Origin of the sequence: Aquirufa echingensis (assembly GCF_042714525.1) — a bacterium.
In the GTDB taxonomy this organism is placed as follows: domain Bacteria; phylum Bacteroidota; class Bacteroidia; order Cytophagales; family Spirosomataceae; genus Aquirufa; species Aquirufa echingensis.
In genome coordinates this window covers 102,737-120,910 of sequence record NZ_JBBKYA010000004.1, presented here as the reverse complement: position 1 = coordinate 120,910, position 18,174 = coordinate 102,737, and the positions used below count along the sequence as shown (strand labels likewise).

The following is an 18,174-nucleotide window of genomic DNA, read 5'->3' as shown; positions in this document are numbered from 1 at the left end:
GATGAATCCCCAAATTGACCAATATAAAGCCTTCGTAAAGCAAAAAGGAAACTACGATTGCGGTGTCGCATGTCTTTTGTCAATTATCCGCTTTCATCAAGGTGATTGCAGCTATGAAGCACTTTTGAAGAGGTGTGGTACAAGCCAACACGGGACAAGTATACAAGGCATAAAACAAGCCGCGAATCAAGGGGGATTGGAAGCAGAAGCTTTCCTGATTGAAGAGCTAAGAGACTTCAAAAAAGAAGTTAATTTTCCATGTATATTACTCGTGGTTAACAAACAATCTCTAAATCATTATATTGTTTGTTGTGAATCGAAAAATGAAAAATTCTATAAAATTTTTGACCCTGCAAATGGATTTGAGTTTTGGAATGAAGAACATTTGTTATCGGTTTGGAAATCAAAGGTCGTCGTACTTTTTTCCCCCAATCTAAATTTTAAAAAAGTTAGATATTAATCGCGGCGAATCATTAAACTATTTTATTACCGTTTACGTGAAAAAAATTCTTTTAACAAAGCCTCCGATTCCTCAGCTAAAATACCCCCTAAAATATCTGTTTTAGGGTGCAATACATTCGTACCCAAGGCACGAAAACCTCGCTTTTCTTCTGAGGCTCCAAAAACCAATCGGCCCAATTGGGACCAATATAACGCCCCCGCACACATCAAACAAGGCTCTAATGTCACATACAAGGTGCAATCTTTCAAGTATTTACCACCAATCGTCTGTGCAGCGGAAGTAATCGCCAACATTTCTGCATGTGCAGTCACATCGGTCAGTATCTCCGTTTGATTGAACGCTTTGGCAACTATTTTGCCCTGGCAAACAACCACCGCACCTACCGGAATTTCATCTTCCTCCAGTGCCTGCTCGGCTTGTCGGAGCGCTAATCCCATGTAATATGCATCCTCATTCAAGACCATTAGGCAGGCATTTGAATCACGCGATTACGCAAATAAAAATCCAAAAGCACAATGGCTGCCATAGCTTCTACAATCGGAACAGCACGCGGCACAACACATGGGTCATGACGTCCTTTTCCCGAAACTGTAATCTGCTCGCCCTTCTCATTCAAACTCGTTTGATCTTGCATGATGGTAGCAACGGGCTTAAATCCCACACGGAAATAAATAGGTTCTCCGTTGGAAATACCCCCTTGAATTCCGCCCGAATGATTTGTCAAGGTTTTTAAACTTCCATCCGGACGCTTTTCAAACAAATCATTATGTTGAGAACCACGCAATGCAACGCCAGCAAATCCACTTCCATATTCAAAGCCTTTCACAGCATTAATACTCAACATGGCCTTTCCTAGTTCTGCATGCAATTTATCAAATACAGGTTCGCCTAATCCCACTGGACAACCCGTGATGTATGCGGAAACAACCCCTCCCACGGAATCACCTTCCTTACGAATTTCATCAATGTAGGTAAACATCTTTTCTGCCAAAATTGGATCAGGACAACGAACCGCATTTGATTCAGTTAAGCTTAAGTCCAAAGCCTCTACAGGAGTTTCCAATTTCAAAGTACCCACTTGTGATACATAGGCTGTGATTTTTACACCCAATTGATTCAAAACCAATTTGGCTAAAGCCCCCGCTGCGACACGGGCAACCGTTTCACGTGCGGATGATCGTCCACCTCCACGGTAATCACGAAGTCCATATTTCGCAAAATAGGTGTAGTCGGCATGCGACGGGCGAAACTGATCCGCGATATGCGAATAATCTTTCGAGCGCTGGTCTCCGTTCCATACCAACATCGCGATGGGTGTACCCGTGGTCTTTCCCTCAAAAACTCCGGAAACCACTTCCACCGAATCCGCCTCTTTACGCTGCGTGGTGATACGTGATTGACCCGGTTTTCTGCGATCAAGTTCCGACTGAATAAATTCCAAATCAAAATTTACTCCAGCTGGACACCCCTGAATCACGACACCTACAGCGGCACCATGCGACTCACCGAACGTACTTATTTGAAAAATCTTACCGTATATACTACTCATAAACCTATTTTGAAGCCTTCCAAAATAAGAAGGCAATGAATCCAAACATGATAATCAATACAAAATTAACCAATTGTCGCCAGTTGACCCAGCGATTCCATTTTACTTCTAAACTGTCTTGCTGTTCAATCGACTCATAAATCCCCCCTTTTTCCAAAGAAGTATCTAATTTTCGATCCCGCGGCTGACCTTTAACTATCAAGACCAATTTTGACCGCAAGGTATCAAACCGGGCTTTATCCACATTGAAATAAATCCAATGGAAGTAATTCTCCAGCGCAAATTTACCCGCTTGCTCCGGAATAATACGAACGATATCAGATTTATTCCCAAACATTTGGTCCCGGTAAGGGAACACGCTTCGCTCTGTGGACAATAAATTAAAGCTCAGAAAATAATCCGACTCAACCGCTTTATTATCCCACAAAATACTATTGCCATCCCCTAATACATGGTATCGATAGGTAATTCGATCGCCTGTTTGAGCGACATCATGATCCATCTCTTCAACCAAGGTGAATCGGCCCACAGGCACTTTTCCGGAAAGTGCATGCTTGGGCATCGCTTTTGGTTGAATGTTTACAGCAGGTGAACTTAACAACAATGGCAACTTTTCTTTGGCCTTCCCTTTTTGTAATACCCGTAATTGAACGGGTGGAATGCGAATGGCATGTACATCTAATGGGAAATAAGTCGCTTGAAAAAAACGATATTCGGTGTATTTTTTTCCGCGAAAAGTCACATGCAATACTCGTTCTGTCTGTAAATTAAAATTTTCTTCCCAACAATTATGTGGCCTAATTTGCTGAATCAACGCAGGAATCTGGATATCATTTCGGTCAAAACTCAGGTCCATCGTATTGTTTGAAGGCACGTACAATGACATCGTTAGGGTGAATGCCTGACCAACAAAGGGCTTTGCCACATCCGAACGCACAAGAAAAAAGGGCTTGTTGTTCGTAAGATCCACCGTCGCCGGAACTTGAATTTCATTAGGTACTTCCTCCGACTTCTCTACACCGGGAACTACTTGAACCACAAAAGGCTCAATTTTAAAAACCTGCTTATTTACCTCTACTTCAAGTAAAGGGACGAGTACATTTCCGGGACCGTTGGGCTGGTAATATTGGGTAAACGTCAAGGTCTGCACGACTTGCTCATTTTCGAAATTAGAGGCTTTGCTCCTACTGACCCCCAATTTTCGAAATCCATTAATTTCAGGGAATCGGTAATTCGGCAATTGTTCAGAAGCTGCAATGGAAAATTGAAGACTAAATTGATCTGTCGTGGAAATGGATTTCGCACCTGTTTGAACGACAATGTTTTCTTTGGACTGCCCCAATAGTTTCGTTGAAGGCATGAAAAGCCCGGCGAATAAAAACGCTAAAAAGTATAAAATATACCGCATCCCCGCAATTTACACAATTATCGGTTTCAAGCACAATCACCAAAGTCGCATTCGAAAAGAAATCCCTAAGGCAACATACCAAGCATCACCCGTGCGAAGACTCTTTCCTGCAGATACGTCGGCCTTCACGTGTTCAGTCACATAATAGGCCAGACCGCCATCAATCCAGGTATCCGTAAATTGTGTCTCTGGAAATCGGCCAAAAACCTCTGCATAAGCATATCCTCGTTTCCCGATATTCACGTTAGGTGCAATTCGATAAATTCCTTCGACAGCTCCATCTGAATGATATTCTGCTCCAAAATTATAACCTATACCCCAAGGCCCTCCTAAGGAGTTCTGAAAAGTCAAAATGGTTTCCCCAACAGAATGTGGCAATGGATTAAGTTCTGATTGATCTCGGCGATCTTGATTTAAATGATATTGAACAATGATGGCAGAACGGGGAATGAATCCTTTTTCTTGAAATAAATGCGACTTAAATCCAAAAGATTCTGTCGAAAAGCCATTGACAGGTTCTTGCAAAAATGTGTAACGCAATTCGACGAGCGGATGAATGCCAATTTTCAATAAACTCGTAGGTAAGAGATATTGAACGGCTCCGGCCTCCACAGCCCGATTAAAGCCAATCTCTGCCTGAAAATAACCTTTCTTTACGATGAATGGACATTCGGTTTGATCCGGTCGATCCGTTTCGATCCGACCGCTTTGTTGGGCCCTAAGCTCCAACCCAAACAACAACAACAACAATAAGAAGATAAGTCTGTAGCGCATGCCACGAAGATATCAATTTTTAGTCTAATCTAAAATTTATTTTTTGCGACCAAAAGAAAAACCGAGAGCCCCATATATCTCCCCAAACCAAATACTTTGTTCAGCATGGTCGCCACTTTGGCCAGTTGTATGCACATCCCACAAATTCGTATATCCGCCTTTTACCGTAGTTTCGAAGAACAATAGCCTGGTCAGATTCAAACGCAAGCCCGTTTTTACTGACGCTCCTGCCCCAGCTAAATTCCAATAATTATTACGACCTAAGGTGAACAAACGTACATCCGACCTAGGTACAACAAGTCCAAGCCCCACGCCATTCATCCACTCCAATTCCAATTTTCCGATGCCTGGGTTCCACAAAGGCGTATAGTGTTCTAATTCCACAGAGGCATAATTAAATCCATCCGTATGTTCGTATTGAAGAAAATCCTTGGATGCGACAGTAAAAGGCGTATTGTTGTAGGTGCCTACATATATTGGGTTAATGGCAAAAGCCGGATTCGACACTTGTGCACTAATGTTCCCCGTGATATGAGAAGCTTGATCGGGAACCATCACATATTTCATGTGATCCCAACCTAAGCTGATCGATAAATTGTCTTTAATGAAATAGCCCGCGTGCAGATTAAACTGCGGGATTGAAAACAGATTCGGATTAAAATAAGTTGTAAAACCATCGAAGGGCGTGGGTGCATCAGCCGCCACGACATTATCCAATGTGAAATCATATCCAGAACCCGTAAAATGAATATCAGAGGTGGGATAATCGGACCGATTATAGCCCCAAAATGCGTAAAATGAACCCTTCCGACCTTCGTGTTGCGCTTGCGCAAAGAATGAAAAACAACTAAAAAGTAGAATATAAAACTTAGACATTCGTTAGAGAATTTTGAAAAAGTAAAATTGCAAATATTTTTAGGGATTAAACTGATAAAATGCTGATTTTGGTCAGAATTTTAAAAGCATTTGGAAATATTTCAATAACATTGGCGTAAATTGCATGTCCAATTATTGCCATTAAGTATTGAATACCATTGAAACATAAGCCATCAAGGCCTTGATCAACATGAGAAAAGCAACACCCAAATTTGAATATAAAACCTTTACGCTTGGCGAAGCCTTGACAGAGGAACAAAAAGAATACTTCCAGAAGTATGGTGTTATTCAATTTAAAAACTTCATCTCAAATGAAACTGCTGAGCTTTTCATCGCTGAGTTAGCTAAAATTGAGGCTAATTGGTTAGCAGAAGGGGTTGAGAAAATCAATGGCATCCCCTTGAAATTCGGGAAAGATCCAGATGGAAAAGACATGATCCAACGCATGTGTTTCACCAACAAATACAGCGAAGTTTTAGCCGAATTTCTGAAAGATCCCCGCTTCGAATTATTATTAGAATTACTAGGGCCCTATGACGGACGCATCGGTGCTGACGAAAAAGATGGCCTCGTTTTTAACCATTACGTAAACCAACCGAACTCCAAATTCACCCAAATGGGATGGCATACGGATTCCCCGCGCGATTTGTTTTTAGGGCAAAAAATCCTTCCTATGTTGAACGTAGGCATTCATTTAGATAAATGCCCTTCTTCAAACGGCGGGTTACGCGTATTGCCAGGCACACAAAATCAGAGTATTTTGAAATTGTTATTCGGCAAAAAACAATTCATCGACCACAAACCGGACCCGCGCGAAGCAGCTTTTGAAATCGACCGTGGAGACTTAACAATTCACGATGGCCGCTTATGGCATCGCGTTGAGGTATCCCCTAATTTTGGTGAAAAATCTAGGCGCCGAGTGATGTATGTTCCGATTATCACAGGGAAATACAAGCCGAAATCAGCAAGTAGCAAAACTCCATTCTACCACCGATTTGCGAAGGTGGTTACGAAATAAAAAAAAGGCCATTTGTCAACTGACAGATGGCCTTTTTTTTATGCTTGCGATTCCATATAGGATTGTAAGATAATCGTCGCAGATATGCGATCCACAGTACCCTTTTCCCTTCGGTCTTTTTTCGACATCCCTCCAGAAATCATGGCTTGCATCGCCATTTGTGAGGTAAATCGTTCGTCATGCTCTATAATGGGCATGGCGGGAAACTTCTTTTTGAAATGCTTAATCAGCACCCGAACCCCATGTGTGGAATCCGTATCGGAACTATCTAAGTTTTTTGGCATGCCGATGATCACTTTGTCAACAGCTTCTTTGGCAAAATAGACTTGAAGATAGTCCAACAATGTATGTGTCGGAACTGTTTCCAATCCCGTTGCAATAATCTGCAAGGAATCCGTCACCGCTAAACCCGTACGCTTTAATCCAAAGTCAATGGCTAGCAGTCTTCCCATATTAGTTGATCAATCCTTTGTCACGCATGATTTTATCCATCAACTTGCGATCATTGTCATTATTGAAAATGGCTAATGGCAAGTAAATGAATTGGTATTTACCCATTTCTAATACGTAGGCTTCTTTATCCTTATAGGCTGACAAAATCATATCCCATTTGATCATCCCACCTTCTTTGTCGGAAATTTTCATGAATATCTGCCGACTATCAATTTCGTAGCGGTATTTATCGAACAACTGCTTGTATTGCGCTAATTGCGTAATTCCAGTAAACTGAATTAACCAGAACAAGATATATCCGATCACACCGATTGCTAAAAAGATGTAAATCCAGTAATTCTTGTAAGTTCCAGACAAGTTTAAAAAGATATTTAGTCCGACTAAAGCCAAAGGCAAAAATGCCCATTTCCATTGATTAGCGAATAATTGACGCATGCACATGGCGATGTATTTATTCTTTTCTAAGCCGTATTTCTTCGTTTTTATCGCTAAAGGATTGGAAGGTGCTTGCATTTGGGCACGTTGTTGTGCTCCGTAATTCTTCGCCATAGGTAATTATTTTAAACGCTAAATAAAGGCCAAAGGTACAAAAATTGGATAATTTTGGGTAATTTTAATCGGCTAATTTAGACAATAAGCGAAAGAATATGTCGGCAAAACAAGTTTTAGACGGACCCGCTCTCCTACAGAAAATCAGACGGATTGCTTTTCAAATTTTTGAAAACAACTTTGAAGAACAAGAGATCATCATTGCGGGTATTCATGGGCAAGGTTTTGCCTTAGCCGACATGCTTAGCAAACATTTGGCGGAAATTTCAACGATTCACGCAGTTCCAGTTGAAATTAAACTCAACAAGGAAGTTCCCTACGAAAGTCCGGTTCAGTTTTCTGCCGACATGAAAACATTTGAACACAAGGTCATTGTAGTAGTGGACGATGTATTAAACACAGGACGTACATTTTCATATAGCCTTGCACCCTTTTTAACGATTCCCGTTAAAAAATTACAAGTTGCTGTTTTAATTGACCGTAATTACCGGAAGTTCCCAATTGCCGCAGATTACAAAGGCTATGAACTTTCAACGACAATCGCTGAACATGTGGAGGTGATTGTTACCGATGATGTAAAACGCGGTGTATATTTGAAATAACCTAAGATTGCCAAATCTCCCAAGCCTTATCCGCTTGTCCATAAAGCATCTCAATTCCCGTGTGAATCCCCCCAGCGCCATGCGCCAAACCCTCTTTTAAAAAAGTAGTTTCCAAGGGATTATAGACAATGTCATATAAGTAATGTTGGCCCGTCAATAATTCATAAGGAATAGGCGGACAAGCTGTTTCATTCGGATGCATCCCTAGCGGAGTCGTATTCACAATAAGCCCAATCGATTCCATCAAGGCAGGTAATTCATTATAAGAGACGATGCCTTCAGCTGCCTGGCGGGATACTTTGATTACAGGTATCCCCAAATCTTCAATCGCAGCAATAACCGCTTTCGCAGCACCACCTTGACCTAAAACCAAAGCCTTACGCGATTTGAAATCTGCAAAAGCCGACCACGCTTTTAATGTTCCTTGAAAACCAAAATAATCGCTATTGTAGCCACGAGTTCGTCCGTCGGGCAAAATCTTGATCGTATTGACCGCACCAATCCGTGCAGCAGCCGAATCAATTTCATCCAAAAATGGAATGATTTGTTGCTTGTATGGAATGGTTACATTGAACCCTTTGATGTCAGGTGTTGCTAACAGCGCAGGAAATTCATCAATCGACGGAATTTCAAATTGTGTATAAGCATGCGAATCTTGCAAACCTAATTGCTCAAACTTTTCCGTAAAATAGCGCTTTGAAAAGGAATGCCCTAGGGGGTAACCGATCAATCCAAATAAGGAATTCATCTTATTTCTTTGAAAATTGTTGCTTTAGCACTCCGATGATAATTGGCAATACCGAAACTCCGACAATCCCCAATACAACTTTCTCAAAATTGTCCTTTATCCATGCATTATCCCCTAAGAAATAACCTGCCAAAGTTATGCTGATCACCCAAAGGCAAGCTCCTACGACACCGTAAAATAAATACACAGGATATGACATTCGACCGGCGCCAGCGACAAAAGGGGCAACCGTACGAACAATTGGAACAAATCGAGCAAGAATCACCATTTTAGAACCATATTCTGCATAGAAAGCTTCTGTTTTCTCGATATGTTCGCGCTTCAAAAACAAGATTTTTTCTCGGCTCTTAACCCACTCACTGAAGTTCCGACCGATGTAATAATTCAATTGGTCACCCAACAAAGCGGCAACAATCATCAAAGGAATAACGGTAGATAAACTAAGTTGACCACTCGCAGCTGCCAATAAACCTACGGAGAATAACAACGAATCGCCTGGCAATAAAGGCATAATCACGAAGCCCGTTTCGACAAAAATAATGGCGAATAATAAAGCGTAAGTGAGAGACCCATTGGCCGCAATAAACTCGCTTAAAAAAGTCAATGGATCTTTGAGCAGATCAAGAATAAAATGAAGCATCCGTTATTTATCTAAGAAGTGATCAAATGTATCGCCACGTAAACCTAAGCGAATTGTCTCTAATGAAATCACCTCGTTCGGGGCGATATTTCCTACATTGACATTGGCACCCACTAATTTCACAAACCAAACTTGTTGGGATTTTTGTGGCGCCTCCCAGATAATTTTTTCTTCCGGAATTTCAGTTAAAATCTCCTCGACTAAGCCTTGGCGAACCTCACCAGATGCTCTAAATAAACCCACGTTTCCACCTTCTCTCGCCTCACCAATCACTTTCCACGCACCAGCTTCAAGCTCCATGCGCATTAGTTTAATCCATTTGTAAGGAGGAATAATTTTGGCTTCATCTTTCGAACCCACTTCAGACAAAACGGTTACTTGTTGGGAAAGGGTACGAATAAATTCACATTTAACCTCAGATTCCATTTCAACAGAACCATCTGAAATCTCCGCATATTCCATGCCGTATTGATCTAAAACACGACGATATTCGTCAAATTGACCACGGATGTAAAACGCTTCAAACAAGGTTCCCCCAAAATAAACAGGAATACCTGCTGCTTTGTAAAGCGCTAACTTCTCTTTTAAATTAGGCGTAACATAGGATGTAGCCCAACCTAATTTTACGATATCTGTATAACCTGCACCCATTTCTAAAAAATCTTCTACTTGACGTAGACTTAATCCTTTATCCATGACCATCGTCAAACCTTTTTGTCTCGGTTTGGTTGTTCTATCAGGTATTTGATTCAAATTGTAATTCATACGTTCAATCGGGCTTGTTATGAAATTAAATTTCAACAGGTAATATCCTGCAAAAATAAGCATAACATCTGACTGAGGCAAACACTATGTTGATCGATTTTGATTAGACAAATCCCAAAATCATCCTATATTTGTTCACTCTAATTTTAACTAAGATGAAAAAAACAATTGCTTTTCTATTTTACATGTTGCTAGCCCAAAGCAACTTACTCGCTAATTCGAATGCGGATGTTATCCTAGGAGAATGGATTTCCGAACCCAAAGACGGCAAAATAGTGATTTTCAAACAAGGAGATCGTTATTATGGCAAAATTACTTGGGGAAAAACACCCGGCAAAAAAGATGTTAATAACCCTGATACCCGCTTGCGCAACAGAGAATTAGTAGGATCGGTCATCCTGAAAGAATTTGTTTTCAAGGGAGGAAGCTGGGAAAATGGAACGATTTACGACCCACATTCCGGCAAAACATATGATTGCATTTTAAAGGTAAAAGACAATAATCAAAAATTGGATATTCGCGGATTTGTGGGCATGGCCATGTTTGGCAGAACTTCCACCTGGTCCCGAAATTAATCCCCATTCGCCTAAGTAGACACATGAAACCAAACGAAAAAATAATTGCCTACCTCAACGCAAATCTCAATAAGAAAATTGCAGATGGCAATCCAAATCCAATTACAACATGGCTTGACGGCACGCTTATCAAGGCATCCGCAGGCTCAATAACGGCTGAATTTACGGTTCGCGAGGATCAGTGTAATCATGCACAAGTCATGCATGGGGGGATTATTACCACCATTTTAGATGAAATCATGGGCATGACCCTCATTACTGTGGAAATTGATCACTTGTACGTGACCATCAATTTGCATGTTGATTTTCTATTTGGAGCAAAAGCCGGCGAAAAAGTTACTGCTATTTCCGAAGTCTTTCGCGTAGGAAAAAAGATTGCCAATGTAGAGGCCAAACTTTATAATGCGGAAGGTAAATTATTAGCAAAAAGCACGAGCAATTTAGCCGCCACGTCCATCCCTGTTCAGTTTTAGACCAACAATTGGTAAACGACAAAAGCAGATAAGTACGCTAAAGTCGTCATGTACAAAAATTGAATGGCTGGATATTTCCAGGATTTTGTCTCGCGATAGGTCGTTGCTAACGTACTCATACATTGCATCGCAAAAGCATAAAAGATCAATAGAGAGAAACCTAAAGCTGCATCATAAAGCGGCTTGCCGGTTTCCGGATTAATTTCTGCACGCATCCGATTTTTGATGGTTGCATTTTCATCATCCACTTCGCCGCCTAAACTGTAGATGGTTGACATCGTTCCTACAAACACCTCACGTGCAGCAAAAGACGTAATCAAGGCAATTCCAATCTTCCAATCGTAGCCCAGCGGCTTAATAACCGGCTCAATAAAATGGCCAAAATGGCCCGCGTAAGACTGCTCTAATTTCTCTGCAGCAACTTTATTGGCTAATTCAGGAGCACTTAATGTAGGATTCGCTTGGCGGACCGATTGCTCGACAGTCGACAAACTATCTCCCGGACCATAACTCGCTAACACCCACAAAACAATCGAAATTGCTACGATGATTTTACCTGCTTCAAAAACGAATGCCTTCACCGAGTTGTAAATTGACAAGGCCATGTGCTTAAATCGAGGCCCCTTGTAAGTTGGCAATTCCATAATGAAATAGCTTTTTTCCTTAACCTGCAAAAGCTGTTTCATGACCCAAGCCGACAAAATTGCCATGAAGAAGCCTAATAAATACAAACCAAACAAGGCCAGACCTTGCAGATTAAACATGCCAAACAGGGTGCTTTTTTCCGGAACAACCAAGGCAATTAACACCGTGTAAATAGGCAATCGCGCAGAACACGACATCAAAGGCGTCACCATAATCGTAATCAAACGATCTTTCCAAGAACCAATGGAACGGGTACTCATGATAGCAGGAACTGCACAAGCTACCCCCGACATTAAAGGAACCACGGATTTCCCATTCAAACCAAATCGACGCATCAATTTATCCATAATGAACATCACGCGAGACATGTAACCTGTCTCTTCCAACATGGATATAAAGAAAAACAAGAAGGCAATTTGGGGTACAAATATCAAAACCCCACCGATACCGGCAATAAGGCCGTCGGTAAGTAAACCTGTTAAGGCTGACTCAGGTAATATTTCTTTCAAATAATCATTCAGTTGGGCAACTCCCCCATCAATCGCATCCATCGGATAGGCCGCCCAAGTGAATACGGCTTGAAACATCAAGAACAAAATTCCCAAGAAAATCAAATAGCCCCCCACGGGATGTAAAAAGAACTTGTCCAATCGGTCAGTCATGGTTTTGACCGGAGGAGCGTCCCATTGGCGATTCAAATTAATCACGCAGCGTTCAACGATTTCAGACAATGCCTCATAACGCTTAACCGTCTCAGAAGTTTTGTATGATTTAGCATCGAAACGATGTTTCTCTTGCAAACGATCGAAACCAATTCGCTGCTCTTCTGAGAACATCTTCATGCGATCATGTTCCATCAACCACAACAAGGAACGGTAAGGATCGGCCTCGCCGTATTCAGCCGTAATATCCGCTAATAATTCATCCCCCACAGGCAAAGGCAATGCGTCATTGGATGCATAGCGATTTTTCAAGGTCTTCTCGACCGCCAAACGCAATCCATTTACTCCGATTCCTTTTTTAGCGTTGATTTCCGCAACTTCGATGTTGAGCTCACGAGCCAACTTAATGGAATTGATGACATAGCCTTGGTTTTCGGCCACGTCAACCATATTCAATGCCAAAACGGTTGGGATACCTAAATCACGAACCTGGGAAAACAATAATAAATTCCGCTTTAAATTAGAAGCGTCAGCGACCACAATCGCCATGTCGGGATAATCCGCATGGGAGGGATTCCCTAAAATATTGATCACCAATTCCTCATCGATGGATTTGGGATAAATACTGTAAATACCTGGTAAATCAAGCACCTCTACCTTGCGATTGGGCTCAAGTTCCCAGATACCCGTCAATTTGTCCATCGTAACACCTGGAAAATTACCGGTCTTCTGATTCAAGCCCGTAAGGCTATTGAACAGCGACGACTTTCCCGCATTCGGATTCCCGATTAAAGCTATTTTAGGTAGTTTGGACAAAATTTATTTGGTTTTAACTTGAATGGTTGCTGCTTCCTCTTTTCGCATACTCAGCGTATAACCCGAAACTTTGATGGCAATCGGATCACCAAAAGGCGCCTGATGTGTCAACTCGATTACGGTTCCGGGTAAGCAACCCATTTCCAATAATTTCAACGAAAGCAACTCATCTGTAAAACCAATGATCTCCGCCTGCTCGCCCACCTTTAAATCCGCTAAAGTACCCGACATCTAGTTTTACTTATTTAGAATTGTTCAAAATTAGGACAAATGTACTAAGTATTTCCGACCTAAAAAATGATATGATACAGTTTTGGTGCAATTGATTTGAAATAGCTAAAATACTGAAGGGAATATACTTTAAAGCAAATTTTCTATTGTAAATTGCAGGTCCTTTAAGGAAATCGAGGCATGATCCTGAATGAAATACACGTGTTGGTTAAAAAGGAGCTACATCTTGAGTGGAGGCAACGTTATGCGCTGCACGGATTACTCTTGTATTTAGCCTCAACCATCTTCGTTTGCTACCTTTCATTTAAAGCCAAACAACAAGCAATTAATCCAATTACTTGGAACACCTTGTTCTGGATCATCATGTTGTTTATTGCCATCAACGCGATCGGTAAAAGCTTTACCCAAGAATCCACACAGCGTAACTTGTTTTACTATACGCTCGTGAGTCCGGAAGCGATTATATATTCGAAAATCATCTACAATTCTTTGGTCATGATTGGAATCTCCTTCGTGGGCTTCTTTTTTTACTCTTGGGTAATGGGAAATCCCGTAGGAAATATTCCCTTGTACCTTTTGGCTATTGTGCTGGGAGGCATCGGATTTGCCTCTACATTATCTTTAATGGCTGGCATCGCGGCGCAAGGAGAAAACTCGGCCACACTCATGGCGGTGTTAAGTTTTCCGATCATCATTCCTTTGTTATTATTGATATTAAAATTGGCCAAGAGCGCCATGGACGGCATATCCATTCAGGAAAACTGGGATGAAATTGCCATTTTGAGTTCGCTTGATACCATCGTCATTGTCTTATCTGGAATACTATTCCCGTTTATATGGAAACATTAAAAAAGCACTATGGCAAAATCCTCTGCATGATTTTGCTTTACTATACGATATATGCAGGGTTTGATGGGAAAGTTCCCCGGCAGCCCATTTTGAACGAGACGGTTCGAAACTTGTATTTCCATGTGACCATGTGGTTTAGCATGATTTTTCTATTGGGAACATCTGTATACCATTCCATCAAATACCTGCGATCAGGAGATGTGCAAGCGGATTTAAAATCCTATTCTTATGTCGAAACAGGCTTGGTATTTGCCTTAATGGGCTTAGTCACTGGTAGCTTTTGGGCCAAATTCACCTGGGGAGATTGGTGGACAAATGACCCCAAATTGAATTCCGTTGCCGTGGGACTTTTGATATACCTAGCCTATCTTTTAGTCCGCTCTTCACTTCCTGAAGAACAACAAAAAGCCCGAGTGTCTTCGGTGTACAACATTTTTGCCTTTGTCGTGTTTATGGTCTTGATTTGGATTCTTCCTCGCATGACCGATTCCTTACACCCCGGAAATGGTGGAAATCCAGGATTTAACTCCATGGACCTCGACAATCGCATGCGTATGGTATTCTACCCTGCCATCATCGGATGGACACTACTAGGCTTTTGGATCGCAGGTTTGCGCATTCGAATCAAACAATTGGACCAACAAATCGAAGAAAACAACTAACATGAAAAAATACATTTTCAGCTTTATCATGGCACTTATTTCTTTTGCAGGACAAGCTCAAGCGCCAGTAGAAATGGCCGATCAATTTCGTGCCGACGGTAAAATCTATGTCGTAATTGCCATCGTAGCAATCATTTTAACAGGTATATTCATTTACTTATTCCGTTTAGATCGTAAAATCACCGACTTAGAAAAACGCATCAAATGAAAAAGACACATATCGTAGGCCTTATTTTGATAGCCATCGCCATCGGAATCATCTTGATTACGACCGGAGACGCAAGTACTTATGTGGGATTTGATGAGGCAGAACGCATCAGCCAACAAGATCCCAGCCAAAAAGTTCACGTTGTAGGGAAACTGAAAAAAGATGCTTCGGGAAAAATTGTTGGGATGATTTTCAATCCAGCTTTGGATGCCAACCGACTAGAATTTATTGTCGAGGATAGTCTGGGTCGCGAAAACCAAGTGGTTTACGCAGCACCCAAACCTCAAGATTTCGAAAAATCGGAAAAGATCGTCTTAGTGGGCAGCATGAAGCCTGATAAGATTTTCTATTGCGATAAAATATTGCTTAAATGCCCTTCTAAATACCAAGAAGGAAAAATATCTGCCGACTCTAGCGCTTCATTTGAAGCCAAAAAATAAATATGATACACGAAACTATTGGACAAGTAGGGCATGCGCTCATCATTGTTTCCTTCGTAACCGCCTTATTGGCAACTTACGCCTATTTCCGTTCTAGCCAAGAAGCTTCGGTGGCAAACGATTGGCGTCAAACAGCTCGTACCTTATTCATCGTACATTTAGCTGCTGTCATCGCGGTTGCAACGACCTTGTATATCATTATTTACAACCACTATTTCGAATACCATTACGCCTTTTCACATGCGTCGAAGGCCTTACCGATCGCTTATATTGTTTCCTGTTTTTGGGAAGGACAAGAGGGCTCATTTTTGCTTTGGATATTCTGGCAAGCCTTATTAGGTGTTTTGCTCATGTTCCGCAATCCCAAATGGGAAAGCCCAGTCATGACGGTTTTTGCCCTTGTACAAACATTCTTGACATCCATGATTTTAGGTGTCATTATTCCAGGCATTGAATTAAAGATTGGCTCATCGCCTTTCTTATTACTGCGTGAAGCCCAACCTGATTTGCCGGTTTGGAGCATGCAGCCCAACTTTATTCCAGCGGATGGTCGGGGATTAAATCCATTATTACAGAATTACTGGATGGTTATCCATCCACCTACCCTATTCTTAGGATTTGCCTTAACATTGGTTCCTTTTGCATTTTTGATCGCTGGTCTTTGGAAAAAGCAATTAACGGAATGGATAACTCCTGCTTTGCCTTGGTCACTCTTTGGGGGTGGTGTATTGGGCGTAGGCATCATGATGGGTGCGTATTGGGCGTATGAAACCTTGAATTTCGGCGGGTACTGGAATTGGGATCCGGTGGAAAATGCATCTTTTGTACCTTGGTTGGTTTGGATCGGTGCTATCCACACGATGATTGCATACCGCAATTCAAGTTCAGCGTTAAAAACGTCGATCATCTTAGTGATTACCACATTTATCTTGGTACTTTACTCGACCTTCCTAAACCGTTCCGGTATACTAGGAAACGCGTCGGTACACTCATTCACCGACTTAGGTCTATCTGGCCAGTTATTGCTTTACATGGGAACATTCCTCGTGGGCGCAATCGCATTAGCGTGGTATCGCTGGAAAGACTTACCAACGGATGAGAAAGAAATGGGTATCTATTCGCGTGAGTTTTGGATTTTCGTGGGAGCTTCCGTCTTGGGACTTTCGGCTTTCCAATTAACCTTTACGACTTCGATACCTGTTTACAATAAAATTGCGGAGGCCTTTGGTCTAGTTTCTAACATAGCGCTTCCGGCAGACCAGGTTGAACACTACAGCAAAATTCAAATTTGGATATTCATTGGCGTGGCCATTTTGAGTGCGATAGGCCAATTCGTTTGGTGGGGAAAGATTAAAGACAAAAACCAATGGAAAGCCCTTTGGAATTCTGTTCTCGTTTCAACATTATTGACTGTTTTATTCGTTAATCTGGGTAAAATATTTACCCTTTCCTACATCGTTTTGTTGTGGTCGAGCCTGTTTTCGGTTTACGCAAACGCAAGTATTTTATGGTTTTTGGCACGTCAAAAAGTTTCCATTGCTGGGGGCGCACTTTCGCACGTGGGATTAGCTGTCATGTTGATCGGTATTCTGTTCTCATCTGGCTATTCCAAGGTCGTATCGCTGAACCGATCAGGCTTTGCTATTTCCAATAAAGTAGAACAATTCACGAAAGACGACAACAAAGAAAACAAAGAGAATCTTCCATTGTGGCTCGGTCAAGGCGCCCAAATGCAAGATTACCTAGTAACTTATAAAGGCCGTAAGATTGCCTTACGTGGCAAACCTGGGTATTACAATAAGAAAGATTTCGAAATCATTGAAGGCGATTTTCATGCTGTTGCCTTAAGAGACGTAGCAGTAAACGGCGAATCCATTGCGAAAAAAGGCGATACGGTCACCGTGGAACCTGAAAACAATTATTACGAATTGGAATTCAAGAATGCAGAAGGAAAAGCCGTTTCGTTGTTCCCGCGCTGGCAAGTGAATCCCAAGATGGGAACAGCTATTTCGCCTGACATCAAGCATGCATTTAGCCACGATATTTACACCTATGTTTCCTTAGATCCCCGCTTAGCAGCGGAAGCCGGCGAAGAAAAACAATGGAGTCAAACGGTGAACTCTACGGTTATGGTTGGCGATACCTTATTTTTGAATGACTTCGTCGCAGTGCTTAAAGATGTAAGCCGAGTAACAAAACTAGAAGGTTTTGAATTTGGGCCAAATGATGCTGCAGTGCAAGCCAACTTCCTTGTGCTTGGGAAAAATGATCAAAAATTCGAATTGAAACCCACGTTCATTATCAAAGATGGAATGGTAGCGATGCCAGCCTACGAAAGCGAGGAAACAGGAATCAAGATTAAATTCACGACGATTAATCCAAAAACACAACAATTTAGTTTTGCGGTGAATACGACCCAACAAGATTTGATCATCATTAAGGCCCTCGAAAAACCTTACATAAATTTGGTTTGGATTGGATCAATCATGATCTTTATTGGTCTATTCATCGCAACCTTCCGTCGAACAGAAAAACCGATTGCCTCATGAGCCGCAAGGAAAAACTAAGTTTATTTATTGCCGTTGGTTTCCTTTTAATTTGGATCTTGGATTTAAATTCGCCTACTCCAAAGGAAATCCAAGGACTATTTTGGCAAGAAATTGGCTATCATTACAGTTGGCTCATGTTTGCCGTGGGATGTCTTTTTTACTATCAATTCGCGCGCAACGAGCGAATATCCAAAGAAGACAAGAACAAAAAGAATTAAT

General features: G+C 41.5%; 23 protein-coding genes. 11 read left to right on the top strand and 12 right to left on the bottom strand.

What is annotated here, in order from left to right; genetic code table 11:
- The first annotated feature begins 1 nt into the window (after nucleotide 1).
- Nucleotides 2-460, top strand: coding sequence for a cysteine peptidase family C39 domain-containing protein (locus SKC38_RS08510; RefSeq protein ID WP_377976711.1), 459 nt, complete (start codon nucleotides 2-4; stop codon nucleotides 458-460).
- A 26-nt stretch (nucleotides 461-486) separates the two neighbouring features.
- Here the strand turns inward: SKC38_RS08510 and SKC38_RS08505 are convergent, their stop codons facing one another.
- From SKC38_RS08505 to SKC38_RS08485, 5 genes are read right to left on the bottom strand one after another with little or no spacing between them, the layout of a single operon-like run.
- Nucleotides 487-927, bottom strand: coding sequence for a nucleoside deaminase (locus SKC38_RS08505; RefSeq protein ID WP_377976710.1), 441 nt, complete (start codon nucleotides 925-927; stop codon nucleotides 487-489).
- Nucleotides 927-2,012 carry a chorismate synthase gene (aroC, locus tag SKC38_RS08500; protein ID WP_377976709.1) on the bottom strand — a complete coding sequence of 362 codons (1,086 nt, stop codon included), beginning with the start codon at nucleotides 2,010-2,012 and terminating at the stop codon, nucleotides 927-929. The genes SKC38_RS08505 and aroC overlap by 1 nt, the downstream gene beginning before the upstream one ends.
- Before the next feature lie 4 nt (nucleotides 2,013-2,016).
- A complete protein-coding gene (locus tag SKC38_RS08495; RefSeq protein WP_377976708.1) occupies nucleotides 2,017-3,420 on the bottom strand; it encodes a BatD family protein in 1,404 nt (467 codons plus the stop codon).
- A 36-nt stretch (nucleotides 3,421-3,456) separates the two neighbouring features.
- Nucleotides 3,457-4,194 carry a transporter gene (locus SKC38_RS08490; protein WP_377976707.1) on the bottom strand — a complete coding sequence of 246 codons (738 nt, stop codon included), beginning with the start codon at nucleotides 4,192-4,194 and terminating at the stop codon, nucleotides 3,457-3,459.
- 36 nt (nucleotides 4,195-4,230) lie between these two features.
- A complete protein-coding gene (locus tag SKC38_RS08485) occupies nucleotides 4,231-5,070 on the bottom strand; it encodes a hypothetical protein (protein ID WP_377976706.1) in 840 nt (279 codons plus the stop codon).
- 190 nt (nucleotides 5,071-5,260) lie between these two features.
- Here SKC38_RS08485 and SKC38_RS08480 point away from each other — a divergent pair, with 190 nt between their 5' ends.
- The gene (locus SKC38_RS08480) at nucleotides 5,261-6,088 is read left to right on the top strand and encodes a phytanoyl-CoA dioxygenase family protein (protein ID WP_377976705.1); all 828 of its coding nucleotides are present in this window, start codon (nucleotides 5,261-5,263) and stop codon (nucleotides 6,086-6,088) included.
- Between the two features lie 38 nt (nucleotides 6,089-6,126).
- Here SKC38_RS08480 and ruvX read toward each other — a convergent pair whose 3' ends face one another.
- Nucleotides 6,127-6,540 (bottom strand): Holliday junction resolvase RuvX, encoded by a 414-nt coding sequence (gene ruvX / locus SKC38_RS08475; protein WP_377976704.1) that lies wholly within the window; start codon nucleotides 6,538-6,540, stop codon nucleotides 6,127-6,129.
- A gap of 1 nt (nucleotide 6,541) precedes the next feature.
- Nucleotides 6,542-7,090 carry a YcxB family protein gene (locus tag SKC38_RS08470; RefSeq protein WP_377976703.1) on the bottom strand — a complete coding sequence of 183 codons (549 nt, stop codon included), beginning with the start codon at nucleotides 7,088-7,090 and terminating at the stop codon, nucleotides 6,542-6,544.
- 98 nt (nucleotides 7,091-7,188) lie between these two features.
- Between SKC38_RS08470 and SKC38_RS08465 the strand changes: the two genes are divergently transcribed.
- Nucleotides 7,189-7,692 carry a phosphoribosyltransferase family protein gene (locus tag SKC38_RS08465; RefSeq protein ID WP_377976702.1) on the top strand — a complete coding sequence of 168 codons (504 nt, stop codon included), beginning with the start codon at nucleotides 7,189-7,191 and terminating at the stop codon, nucleotides 7,690-7,692.
- Nucleotide 7,693: 1 nt separating this feature from the next.
- Here SKC38_RS08465 and SKC38_RS08460 read toward each other — a convergent pair whose 3' ends face one another.
- Genes SKC38_RS08460 through SKC38_RS08450 form a run of 3 tightly spaced genes read right to left on the bottom strand, consistent with a single transcriptional unit; the run spans nucleotide 7,694 to nucleotide 9,845 of the window.
- On the bottom strand, nucleotides 7,694-8,440 hold the full coding sequence (locus tag SKC38_RS08460; RefSeq protein WP_377976701.1) for a shikimate dehydrogenase family protein: 747 nt from the start codon (nucleotides 8,438-8,440) through the stop codon (nucleotides 7,694-7,696).
- A 1-nt stretch (nucleotide 8,441) separates the two neighbouring features.
- Nucleotides 8,442-9,080, bottom strand: coding sequence for a VTT domain-containing protein (locus SKC38_RS08455; protein ID WP_377976700.1), 639 nt, complete (start codon nucleotides 9,078-9,080; stop codon nucleotides 8,442-8,444).
- Nucleotides 9,081-9,083: 3 nt separating this feature from the next.
- A complete protein-coding gene (locus SKC38_RS08450) occupies nucleotides 9,084-9,845 on the bottom strand; it encodes a phosphosulfolactate synthase (protein ID WP_377976699.1) in 762 nt (253 codons plus the stop codon).
- 155 nt (nucleotides 9,846-10,000) lie between these two features.
- Here SKC38_RS08450 and SKC38_RS08445 point away from each other — a divergent pair, with 155 nt between their 5' ends.
- Together SKC38_RS08445 and SKC38_RS08440 are read left to right on the top strand one after the other, a co-directional pair.
- Nucleotides 10,001-10,420, top strand: a complete 420-nt coding sequence (locus tag SKC38_RS08445) for a DUF2147 domain-containing protein (protein ID WP_377976698.1) — start codon at nucleotides 10,001-10,003, stop codon at nucleotides 10,418-10,420.
- Nucleotides 10,421-10,443: 23 nt separating this feature from the next.
- On the top strand, nucleotides 10,444-10,893 hold the full coding sequence (locus SKC38_RS08440) for a PaaI family thioesterase (protein WP_377976697.1): 450 nt from the start codon (nucleotides 10,444-10,446) through the stop codon (nucleotides 10,891-10,893).
- Here SKC38_RS08440 and feoB read toward each other — a convergent pair.
- Complete coding sequence (gene feoB / locus SKC38_RS08435) at nucleotides 10,890-13,016, bottom strand: ferrous iron transport protein B (RefSeq protein ID WP_377976696.1); 2,127 nt, start codon at nucleotides 13,014-13,016, stop codon at nucleotides 10,890-10,892. The two genes, SKC38_RS08440 and feoB, sit on opposite strands and share 4 nt — an antisense overlap.
- Nucleotides 13,017-13,019: 3 nt before the next feature.
- Nucleotides 13,020-13,247, bottom strand: a complete 228-nt coding sequence (locus SKC38_RS08430) for a FeoA family protein (protein ID WP_377976695.1) — start codon at nucleotides 13,245-13,247, stop codon at nucleotides 13,020-13,022.
- 180 nt (nucleotides 13,248-13,427) lie between these two features.
- Between SKC38_RS08430 and SKC38_RS08425 the strand changes: the two genes are divergently transcribed.
- Genes SKC38_RS08425 through SKC38_RS08400 form a run of 6 tightly spaced genes read left to right on the top strand, consistent with a single transcriptional unit; the run spans nucleotide 13,428 to nucleotide 18,173 of the window.
- On the top strand, nucleotides 13,428-14,096 hold the full coding sequence (locus SKC38_RS08425; protein ID WP_377976694.1) for a heme exporter protein CcmB: 669 nt from the start codon (nucleotides 13,428-13,430) through the stop codon (nucleotides 14,094-14,096).
- The gene (gene ccsA / locus SKC38_RS08420; RefSeq protein ID WP_377976693.1) at nucleotides 14,084-14,758 is read left to right on the top strand and encodes a cytochrome c biogenesis protein CcsA; all 675 of its coding nucleotides are present in this window, start codon (nucleotides 14,084-14,086) and stop codon (nucleotides 14,756-14,758) included. The genes SKC38_RS08425 and ccsA (SKC38_RS08420) overlap by 13 nt, the downstream gene beginning before the upstream one ends.
- 1 nt (nucleotide 14,759) lies before the next feature.
- On the top strand, nucleotides 14,760-14,966 hold the full coding sequence (locus SKC38_RS08415) for a CcmD family protein (RefSeq protein WP_377976692.1): 207 nt from the start codon (nucleotides 14,760-14,762) through the stop codon (nucleotides 14,964-14,966).
- Nucleotides 14,963-15,406 carry a cytochrome c maturation protein CcmE domain-containing protein gene (locus SKC38_RS08410; protein WP_377976691.1) on the top strand — a complete coding sequence of 148 codons (444 nt, stop codon included), beginning with the start codon at nucleotides 14,963-14,965 and terminating at the stop codon, nucleotides 15,404-15,406. The genes SKC38_RS08415 and SKC38_RS08410 overlap by 4 nt, the downstream gene beginning before the upstream one ends.
- Before the next feature lie 2 nt (nucleotides 15,407-15,408).
- Nucleotides 15,409-17,955 (top strand): cytochrome c biogenesis protein CcsA, encoded by a 2,547-nt coding sequence (gene ccsA, locus SKC38_RS08405; RefSeq protein WP_377976690.1) that lies wholly within the window; start codon nucleotides 15,409-15,411, stop codon nucleotides 17,953-17,955.
- A complete protein-coding gene (locus SKC38_RS08400; RefSeq protein WP_377976689.1) occupies nucleotides 17,952-18,173 on the top strand; it encodes a hypothetical protein in 222 nt (73 codons plus the stop codon). Before ccsA (SKC38_RS08405) ends, SKC38_RS08400 begins: the two co-directional genes overlap by 4 nt.
- The last annotated feature ends 1 nt before the right edge of the window (nucleotide 18,174 follow it).

What these genes read in the sequence shown, in the direction of transcription:
- SKC38_RS08485 (WP_377976706.1), bottom strand. Translation starts at nt 5,070, where the DNA reads ATGTCTAAGTTTTATATTCTACTTTTTAGTTGTTTTTCATTCTTTGCG.
- SKC38_RS08425 (WP_377976694.1), top strand. Translation starts at nt 13,428, where the DNA reads ATGATCCTGAATGAAATACACGTGTTGGTTAAAAAGGAGCTACATCTT.
- SKC38_RS08510 (WP_377976711.1), top strand. Translation starts at nt 2, where the DNA reads ATGAATCCCCAAATTGACCAATATAAAGCCTTCGTAAAGCAAAAAGGA.
- SKC38_RS08505 (WP_377976710.1), bottom strand. Translation starts at nt 927, where the DNA reads ATGGTCTTGAATGAGGATGCATATTACATGGGATTAGCGCTCCGACAA.
- SKC38_RS08460 (WP_377976701.1), bottom strand. Translation starts at nt 8,440, where the DNA reads ATGAATTCCTTATTTGGATTGATCGGTTACCCCCTAGGGCATTCCTTT.
- ccsA (WP_377976690.1), top strand. Translation starts at nt 15,409, where the DNA reads ATGATACACGAAACTATTGGACAAGTAGGGCATGCGCTCATCATTGTT.
- SKC38_RS08495 (WP_377976708.1), bottom strand. Translation starts at nt 3,420, where the DNA reads ATGCGGTATATTTTATACTTTTTAGCGTTTTTATTCGCCGGGCTTTTC.
- SKC38_RS08450 (WP_377976699.1), bottom strand. Translation starts at nt 9,845, where the DNA reads ATGAATTACAATTTGAATCAAATACCTGATAGAACAACCAAACCGAGA.
- SKC38_RS08400 (WP_377976689.1), top strand. Translation starts at nt 17,952, where the DNA reads ATGAGCCGCAAGGAAAAACTAAGTTTATTTATTGCCGTTGGTTTCCTT.
- SKC38_RS08445 (WP_377976698.1), top strand. Translation starts at nt 10,001, where the DNA reads ATGAAAAAAACAATTGCTTTTCTATTTTACATGTTGCTAGCCCAAAGC.
- ruvX (WP_377976704.1), bottom strand. Translation starts at nt 6,540, where the DNA reads ATGGGAAGACTGCTAGCCATTGACTTTGGATTAAAGCGTACGGGTTTA.
- ccsA (WP_377976693.1), top strand. Translation starts at nt 14,084, where the DNA reads ATGGAAACATTAAAAAAGCACTATGGCAAAATCCTCTGCATGATTTTG.
- SKC38_RS08455 (WP_377976700.1), bottom strand. Translation starts at nt 9,080, where the DNA reads ATGCTTCATTTTATTCTTGATCTGCTCAAAGATCCATTGACTTTTTTA.
- SKC38_RS08410 (WP_377976691.1), top strand. Translation starts at nt 14,963, where the DNA reads ATGAAAAAGACACATATCGTAGGCCTTATTTTGATAGCCATCGCCATC.
- SKC38_RS08470 (WP_377976703.1), bottom strand. Translation starts at nt 7,090, where the DNA reads ATGGCGAAGAATTACGGAGCACAACAACGTGCCCAAATGCAAGCACCT.
- SKC38_RS08415 (WP_377976692.1), top strand. Translation starts at nt 14,760, where the DNA reads ATGAAAAAATACATTTTCAGCTTTATCATGGCACTTATTTCTTTTGCA.
- SKC38_RS08480 (WP_377976705.1), top strand. Translation starts at nt 5,261, where the DNA reads ATGAGAAAAGCAACACCCAAATTTGAATATAAAACCTTTACGCTTGGC.
- SKC38_RS08430 (WP_377976695.1), bottom strand. Translation starts at nt 13,247, where the DNA reads ATGTCGGGTACTTTAGCGGATTTAAAGGTGGGCGAGCAGGCGGAGATC.
- SKC38_RS08490 (WP_377976707.1), bottom strand. Translation starts at nt 4,194, where the DNA reads ATGCGCTACAGACTTATCTTCTTATTGTTGTTGTTGTTGTTTGGGTTG.
- aroC (WP_377976709.1), bottom strand. Translation starts at nt 2,012, where the DNA reads ATGAGTAGTATATACGGTAAGATTTTTCAAATAAGTACGTTCGGTGAG.
- SKC38_RS08440 (WP_377976697.1), top strand. Translation starts at nt 10,444, where the DNA reads ATGAAACCAAACGAAAAAATAATTGCCTACCTCAACGCAAATCTCAAT.
- SKC38_RS08465 (WP_377976702.1), top strand. Translation starts at nt 7,189, where the DNA reads ATGTCGGCAAAACAAGTTTTAGACGGACCCGCTCTCCTACAGAAAATC.